This is a genomic window from Methylobacterium sp. WL120 (genome assembly GCF_008039465.1).
Lineage (GTDB): Bacteria > Pseudomonadota > Alphaproteobacteria > Rhizobiales > Beijerinckiaceae > Methylobacterium > Methylobacterium cerastii.
The window spans coordinates 24009-31116 of the sequence record NZ_VRUT01000045.1 but is presented as its reverse complement, the minus strand read 5'-3'; the positions used below and the strand labels follow the sequence as shown (position 1 = coordinate 31116).

General features: G+C 71.1%; 8 protein-coding genes and 1 tRNA gene. 4 read left to right on the top strand and 5 right to left on the bottom strand.

What is annotated here, in order from left to right:
* Positions 1–1120 (top strand): EAL domain-containing protein (locus FV229_RS10935; RefSeq protein ID WP_147751995.1); only part of this gene is annotated, 1120 nt, incomplete at its 5' end.
* 113 nt (positions 1121–1233) lie between these two features.
* Positions 1234–2034 (top strand): TSUP family transporter, encoded by an 801-nt coding sequence (locus tag FV229_RS10930; RefSeq protein WP_147751994.1) that lies wholly within the window; start codon positions 1234–1236, stop codon positions 2032–2034.
* Between the two features lie 49 nt (positions 2035–2083).
* On the opposite strand, the gene FV229_RS10925 is transcribed toward FV229_RS10930, so the two are convergent.
* Both FV229_RS10925 and FV229_RS10920 read right to left on the bottom strand, forming a co-directional pair.
* Positions 2084–3127, bottom strand: a complete 1044-nt coding sequence (locus tag FV229_RS10925) for a MaoC family dehydratase (RefSeq protein WP_147751993.1) — start codon at positions 3125–3127, stop codon at positions 2084–2086.
* Between the two features lie 98 nt (positions 3128–3225).
* Positions 3226–3528, bottom strand: a complete 303-nt coding sequence (locus FV229_RS10920) for a YggT family protein (protein ID WP_147751992.1) — start codon at positions 3526–3528, stop codon at positions 3226–3228.
* Positions 3529–3647: 119 nt separating this feature from the next.
* On the opposite strand from FV229_RS10920, the gene FV229_RS10915 reads away from it, so the two are divergent.
* Positions 3648–3723, top strand: a tRNA-Ala gene (locus FV229_RS10915).
* Positions 3724–4270: 547 nt separating this feature from the next.
* Positions 4271–4792, top strand: a complete 522-nt coding sequence (locus FV229_RS10910) for a phospholipase A2 family protein (protein WP_238271855.1) — start codon at positions 4271–4273, stop codon at positions 4790–4792.
* A 40-nt stretch (positions 4793–4832) separates the two neighbouring features.
* Here FV229_RS10910 and FV229_RS10905 read toward each other — a convergent pair whose 3' ends face one another.
* From FV229_RS10905 to FV229_RS10895, 3 genes are all read right to left on the bottom strand, one after another.
* The gene (locus tag FV229_RS10905; protein ID WP_147751991.1) at positions 4833–5312 is read right to left on the bottom strand and encodes an Lrp/AsnC ligand binding domain-containing protein; all 480 of its coding nucleotides are present in this window, start codon (positions 5310–5312) and stop codon (positions 4833–4835) included.
* 145 nt (positions 5313–5457) lie between these two features.
* Positions 5458–5943, bottom strand: coding sequence for a glutathione peroxidase (locus tag FV229_RS10900; RefSeq protein WP_147751990.1), 486 nt, complete (start codon positions 5941–5943; stop codon positions 5458–5460).
* Complete coding sequence (locus FV229_RS10895; protein WP_147751989.1) at positions 5943–7103, bottom strand: M20 aminoacylase family protein; 1161 nt, start codon at positions 7101–7103, stop codon at positions 5943–5945. Before FV229_RS10895 ends, FV229_RS10900 begins: the two co-directional genes overlap by 1 nt.
* Between the last annotated feature and the right edge of the window lie 5 nt (positions 7104–7108).

Sequence of the window (7108 nt, the reverse complement as noted above, 5' to 3'; positions counted from 1 at the left end):
CCGCCTGCCGCCGGGGGCGCTCCTCGCCCGCCTCGGCGAGGACGAGCTCGCCGTCCTGCTTGCGGACGCGCCCGGCGCGGCGGATCTCGAGGCCGGCACCGAGGCCTGCGCCGAAGCCTTGTTCGCCGCGCTCGCCGAGCCCGTCACCGTCGGCCACCACGTCCTGCATGTCGGCGCGCGGATCGGCGCCGCGCACGGTCCCCGCGACGGCGCCGACGCCGCCGAGCTGATGGCGGCGGCCGACCTCGCCCTCGATCGCGCCCGCCACGCGGGCCCGCGCGGCTACCGCGCCTTCACCCCGGCGATGCGCGATGCGGCCACGGAGCGGCGCGCCCTGCAGGACGCGCTGCTCGACGGCTTGGCCGCCGGCGAGGTCGCGCTGCACTACCAGCCGCAGATCGAGCTCGCGAGCGGACGCCTGCGGGGCGTCGAGGCCCTGATCCGCTGGAACCACCCCACACGCGGGCTGCTCGCGCCGGCCGAGTTCCTGCCGGCGATCGAGGCGAGCACCCTGGCGACCCGCTTCGGCCAATGGTGCCTCGACGAGGCCTGCCGCCAGGCCGCGGCGTGGCGCAAGGCCGGCCTGCCGCGGATCGGCGTCGCGGTGAACCTGTTCGACGCGCAGATCCGCGCCGGGACCCTGGCCGAGGTGGTGATCCAGGCGCTGGCCCGGCACCGGCTGCCGCCGGAGATCCTGGAGCTGGAGGTGACGGAGATGATCGCGCTGGCCGACGCCCCGGCGACCCTGGAGCCGCTGCGGCGGCTGCGGGCGCTGGGGGTCGGCATCGCGCTCGACGACTTCGGCACCGGCTACGCCTCGCTCTCGACCCTCAAGAGCTTCCCGCTCACCAAGCTGAAGATCGACCGCGGCTTCGTCCGCGACGTGCTCCACGACGCCCACGATGCGACCATCGTGAAGGCGGTGCTCGACATCGGCCGCAGCCTCGACCTGATCGTCATCGCCGAGGGGATCGAGACGCCCGAGCAGGAGGCGGCGCTGATGGGCATGGGCTGCCGCTACGCGCAAGGATACCGCTACGGCAGGCCGATACCGGGCGAGCTTTTGGGGCTTCGCCTCGCTGAATCCGGCCCGGCCAGGACTCTCGCGCGGAGCGCATGAGCGACGCAACGCTCGGCATCAACCTTCCACCAAGCTTGACAGGGGCGGCGCCCGCGCCTCCTGAAGCGCCGGGCACGCGGCGGCGCCGTCCTGCTCGGGCAGGGCGGGAGACCATGGTGGGAAGCTTCGATCCGAGCCTGCTGGCCGCGATGTTCGGCGTGGCCCTGCTCGCGGGCGGCGTCGACGCCATCGCGGGCGGGGGCGGGCTGATCACCGTGCCGGCGCTGATCCTCGCCGGCCTCGACCCGGTGAGCGCCGTGGCGACGAACAAGCTGCAGGGCAGCGTCGGCGCCTGCTCGGCGACCCTGGCCTTCGCCCGGCGTCGGCTGATCGTGTGGCGCCAGGCCTGGCCGATCGCCGTGGCGGCGGCCGTGGGCTCGGTCTTCGGCGCCCTGTCCGTCGGACTGTTGCCGCGCCCGGTGCTCGACGCTGGCGTTCCCGTGCTGCTCGTCGGGATCGCGCTGTACTTCGCCTTCGGCGCCCGCATGCGCGAGGACGACGCGGGGGCGCGGCTCTCGCCGGCCGCCTTCGCCCTCGGCTTCGCCCCCGCGGTCGGCTTCTACGACGGCGTGTTCGGCCCCGGTGCCGGCGCCTTCTACATGGTGGGCTTCGTCACGCTTCTGGGCCTCGGCGTCGTGAAGGCGACGGCGCACACCAAGCTCGCCAACGCGGCGAGCAACCTCGGCAGCCTCGGTCTGTTCGCGCTCGCCGGCCACGTGGTCTGGCCGATCGGCATCGTGATGGCCGTCGGGGCCTATCTCGGCGCCCAGGTCGGCTCGATGCTCGCGGTTCGCCTCGGCGCCCGGCTGATCAGGCCGCTGCTGGTGACCATCGCCTGCGCGATGGCGGTGCGCCTCCTGTCAGACCCCGCCAACCCCTTGCGCGTGGCGCTGGCGGGGCTGCTGGGCGGATGAGGACCGGACGTCCGCAAGGCGCGCCCCAACGGGCACGCTACGCGGGCCGTCACTTCGGCATGAAGGCCCAGTAGTCGAGGTCGAGGATGACGCTCGGGTGGTAGCCGTCGCCCTCGCGGCCGGGATGGGCGGCGCAGGGCTGGTTCTTGGTGGCGACCGTGCGCAGCCGCAGCAGGCCGACGTCGCCGCGGCCGGTCTCGGCGGTGTCGAGCACCTCGCTCCAGGCGTAGACCGTGTCGCCGGCAAACAGCGGCGCCACATGCCGGCCGGCGTTGATGCCGGCGAGGGCGAAGGCGTTGGCAAGCCCGTTGAAGCTGAGCGCGCGGGCGAGCGAGATGACGTGGCCGCCATAGATCAGGCGGCGGCCGAAGCGGGTCTCCTTGCCGCTCAGGGCGTCGAAATGCACCTTGGCCGTGTTCTGGTAGAGGCGCGTGGCGATCTGGTGCTCGGCCTCCTCCACCGTCATGCCGTCGACGTGGTCGATCTTCTCGCCCACCGCGTAATCGGAGAAGCGATGCGGGCTGCCGGCGAGGTCGAGGTCGTAGGCCGAGACGTCGAGGGGCGGCAGGGCGCCCGCGAGGTCGGCCGGGTCGACGACCTTGGCGAAGCTCGGCACGTGCTCCTCGGCGATCGCGGCCTCCGGGTCGCGCTTGCGCACCAGCACCCAGCGGCAATAGCTCAGCACGGTCTCGCCCTCGGCGTCCGAGCCGGTCGAGCGCACGTAGACCACGCCGGTCTGGCGGTTCGAGCTCTCCTTGAGGCCGATCACCTCGGAGACCGTGGACAGGGTCTCGCCGGGATAGACCGGGCGGCGGAACCCGCCCTCGGCGTAGCCGAGGTTGGCCAGCGCGTTGAGCGAGATGTCCGGCACCGTTTTGCCGAACACCACGTGGAAGGTCAGCAGGTCGTCCAGCGGGCTCTTCGGGTAGCCGAGCGCTTGAGCGAACGCGTCCGACGACTGCACCGCGAAGCGCGGGCCGTAGAGGGCGGTGTAGAGCGCGACGTCGCCGGTGGTCACCGTGCGGGGGGTGGCGTGGCGGATGGTCTCGCCGAGGCGGTAATCCTCGAAGAAGCGGCCGGGATTGGTCTTCATGGGTCCTGGTGTCTCCGCGGCCGGGCGCGTCGTTCAGAGGTCTCGTCCGGCGCGCCGGGCGCCGGATCGCGGGCGGGGGCGGCGTCCGCGCGCCGGCCTTATCGGGCGTAGACGTAGGGGTCGGCCGGCACGAATTCGTGCAGCAGGCGGCTCACGAACAGCAGCAGCAGGATCAGGATGATCGGCGAGATGTCGACGCCGCCGAGGTTCGGCAGCAGGTTGCGGATCGGCCGCAGCACCGGCTCCGTGATCCGGTAGAGCACCTCGCCGATCTGCGAGACGATCGGGTTGCGCACGTTGACCACGTTGAAGGCGACGAGCCAGCTGAGGATCGCGCTGGCGATGAGGACGTAGATGAAGAGCTGGACGACGGTGTCGAAGAGCCAGATCAAGGAATTCATGCGCGAAACACGTGTCCTCGTGCGCCCGCGCGGGACACCGGGGACGGCGACGCGACGGCAGCGGGAATCGGGAATTGACAGTTCGATCGGCGCCGGCCTAAAAGGCCGGCGCCTTGGACGGGGCTGTAGCTCAGATGGGAGAGCGCCGCAATCGCACTGCGGAGGTCAGCGGTTCGATCCCGCTCAGCTCCACCAGGCTTTCCTGGTGGATGTCCACACGGCAAGGTCCGGCGTCGATAAGGCTGCCGTGACAGCGGGTTGAGACTCGACGTTCCCAGATTTCATCATCGTTGATCCTCGCGGCTCGCGCCGGCTGAGCGGTATTCCGGTCGGCTGGATCGCGGCGGCCTGGTCGCGCGACCGGTGCCGGGCTGGAGACCGTTCATCGCGTCGTTCGAGATGCGGGTCCGGTCGGGCGCGCAGCACCTCACCCTCGTCGGTCGTCGCCGTCGATCGACCGCGACTGCCCTCTCCGAGGTGGCGGCGCGGCGGCTTGGCGACGGACCCTTTGGAACGCTTTCGCCGCCTTCGCCGTATTGGGTCGGCGTTCTACCCACGCTTCGGGAAGGACCATCGTCGATTGCAAAGGCCGCGATGCCGGGGCCGTTCCGTCACGTCCGAATTCGATCGGGCGGGCCGCGATGATCGACGACTTCGCCTGGTTCCAGGGGAGACGAATTTGAGAATTCGGATTGCGATCGCCCTGTCCCTATTTTTGGCTGGGTGCCTGGCTCAAGGTGCCGTGGCGCAGACGGTCGAGGAGGCGCCGGACTCGGCAGACACCGAGGCCGTGAGGCCGGGACCGCCGCCGCCCTTGCCGGACCTGTCCAATCCGAACTCCCGCACCGGGGAAGGGCTCGGAGAGCCCGACGCGCAATCGGGCATCCCCAAGGCGCTGCGCGGGTCCGCGAGCAAGTCCGGCGGCCCGGCGAACGACCTCAACCCGGGCGGTAGGGCGGAAGAGCCGTCCCCGCCGAAAGGCGACCTCGCGAACGTGCTCACGGGCAAGGCGCTGTTTCACGGCAACTATTGCGGCGCGGGCCAGCGCGGCGTCGACCTGCCGCCGACCGACGCCCTCGACGCCGCCTGCCAACGCCACGACGCCTGCTACGATGCGGCCGGGCACCGCTCGTGCGCCTGCGACCAGGCGTTGAAGCGGGAGGCGACGGCGGTGTCGGAGCAACCGAAGGTCACGCTCGAGGTCCGGCGGCGCGCCTTGAGCGTCGTCGAGGCCGCCGACGCGATGAATTGCCGGGCGCCCTGACGCGGCCCCGGCCGGCGGCGGTGCGGACGTCCGCACCGCGTCACAGGGCCAGCGGCGCGTTGTCGACGACCTCCTTCATCACGAAGAACGTCCGCGTCTGGCGCACGCCGGGAAGCGCGATCAGGGTGCTGCTGTGCAGGCGGTTGAAGTCCGCCATGTCGCGCACCCGGATCTTCAGGAAGTAGTCGAAGTCGCCCGCCACCAGGTGGCAGTCGAGCACCGTCGGCATCGCGCGGGCCGCCGCCTCGAAGGCCGCGAAGCTCTCCGGCGTCGAGCGGTCGAGCACCACGCCGACGATCACCAGGGCGCCGAGGCCGACCTTGCTCGGCGCGACCTCGGCGCGGACCGACGTGACGTAACCGTCGGCGAACAGCCGCTGCGTCCGGCGGTGGCAGGTCGCCGCGCTGGTGTTCACGCGCTTGGCGATCTCGGCGTTGCCCATCCGCCCGTCCGCCTGAAGCAGGCGCAGGATCTTCAGGTCGATGCGATCGAGCCCTGCGTCGGTGGACGAATCTTTCACGAACCTGCCGCCTCACCATCCGCCGAGCGCCATTTTCCGGCGACCAGAGGAACACGGCGGCAAGGCGCGCGCCACCGGCGAGAGCACCTTCCGAAAGGCCTGAGGCGCATCGCAACGGCCGAGGCCGTTGCGGCGCGCAAGCGTCTCAGGCGGCCAGCGCGGCGGCGATGTCGCGCTCGAGGGAGGCGGGCTTGGCGGTCGGCGGATAGCGGCCGACCACACGGCCGTCGCGGCCGACGAGGAACTTCGTGAAGTTCCACTTGATGCCGGCCGTGCCGAGGAGGCCCGGCTTCTCGCCCTTGAGATGCTGGTAGACCGGGTCGGCGCCAGCCCCGTTGACCTCGACCTTCGCCAGCAGCGGGAAGCTCACGTCGTAGGTCAGGCTGCAGAACTGGGCGATCTCGGTGGCGTTTCCCGGCTCCTGCGCGCCGAACTGGTTGCAGGGGAACCCGAGCACCACGAGCCCGGCCTCGCGATGCGTCTTCCACAAGGCCTCCAGCCCCTCGTATTGCGGGGTGAACCCGCATTTCGAGGCGGTGTTGACGACGAGCACGACCTTGCCGCGATATTGGGCCAGCGGATGCGGGGTGCCGTCGGCGGCCTTCGGGGTGAAATCGAACAGCGTCGCCATCAGGCCGCGGTCCGCCGCTCGACGAGGCGGGCGAGGAAGGCGGCGCCGATCGGGATGATCGTGTCGTCGAAATTGTAGCTCGGGTTGTGCAGGCCGGCCCCGGGCGAGGCGCCGATCCAGGCGTAGGCGCCCGGCACCGCCATCGCCATGTCGGCGAAGTCCTCGCTGCCCATCTTCGGGCTCGAGTTCAGGTCGACCCGCTCGGGTCCGAACAGCTCGGTCGCGGTCTCGATCGCAGCTTGCGTCTGGTCGGCGGCGTTCTCCAGCACCGAGAACTTGTCCTGGATGTCGACCGTGATCTCGGCGCCGTAGGCCGCGCCGTAGCCCTTGGCGAGTTCCCGCATCCGGTCGCCCGCGAGCTTGCGCAAGTCGCGATCGAAGGTGCGGATCGTGCCGGCCATGTGCGCGGTGTCGGGGATGACGTTGTAGGCCGAGCCGGCCTCGAACCGGGTGATCGACAGCACGATCGACTTCAGCGGGTCGGCGTTGCGCGAGACGATCGACTGCAGCGCCTGGGCGAGGGCGGTGGCGACCACGATCGGGTCGATGCCGCTGTGGGGCTGCGCCGCGTGGATGCCGCGGCCCTTGACGTGGATGTCGAAGAAGTCGGCCGCCGCCATGATCGGGCCGGGCCGCAGCTTGATCGTCCCGTGCGGGCCGCTCGGCTGGTTGTGCAGGCCGTAGATCTCGTCGCAGGGGAAGCGCGTGAACAGCCCGTCGGCGAGCATGGCGCGGGCGCCGCCCAGGCCCTCTTCGGCGGGCTGGAACACGAACACCGCCGTGCCGTCGAAGTCGCGGGTCTCGGCGAGGTAGCGGGCGGCGCCGACGAGCATGGTGGTGTGGCCGTCATGCCCGCAGGCGTGCATCTTGCCGGGGATGGTCGAGCGGTAGGGGAGGTTGGTCTCCTCCTCGATCGGCAGGGCGTCCATGTCGGCGCGCAGGCCGATGCGGCGGCCGTTGTCGCTGCGGCCCTTCAGGATGCCGACGACGCCGGTGCCGCCGACGTTGCGGTGGACCTCGATGCCGAAGCCTTCGAGCAGGTCGGCGACGATGCCGGAGGTGCGCACCTCCTCGAAGCCGATCTCGGGATGGGCGTGGAGGTCGCGGCGGAGCGCCGTCAACTCGTCGGCGTAGGTGGTGATGCGATCGATCGGACTCATGCGCT

Excerpts from the sequence above, each read along its gene's own strand:
- FV229_RS10930 (WP_147751994.1), top strand. The coding sequence starts at position 1,234 with ATGGTGGGAAGCTTCGATCCGAGCCTGCTGGCCGCGATGTTCGGCGTG.
- FV229_RS10925 (WP_147751993.1), bottom strand. The coding sequence starts at position 3,127 with ATGAAGACCAATCCCGGCCGCTTCTTCGAGGATTACCGCCTCGGCGAG.
- FV229_RS10920 (WP_147751992.1), bottom strand. The coding sequence starts at position 3,528 with ATGAATTCCTTGATCTGGCTCTTCGACACCGTCGTCCAGCTCTTCATC.
- FV229_RS10900 (WP_147751990.1), bottom strand. The coding sequence starts at position 5,943 with ATGGCGACGCTGTTCGATTTCACCCCGAAGGCCGCCGACGGCACCCCG.
- FV229_RS10895 (WP_147751989.1), bottom strand. The coding sequence starts at position 7,103 with ATGAGTCCGATCGATCGCATCACCACCTACGCCGACGAGTTGACGGCG.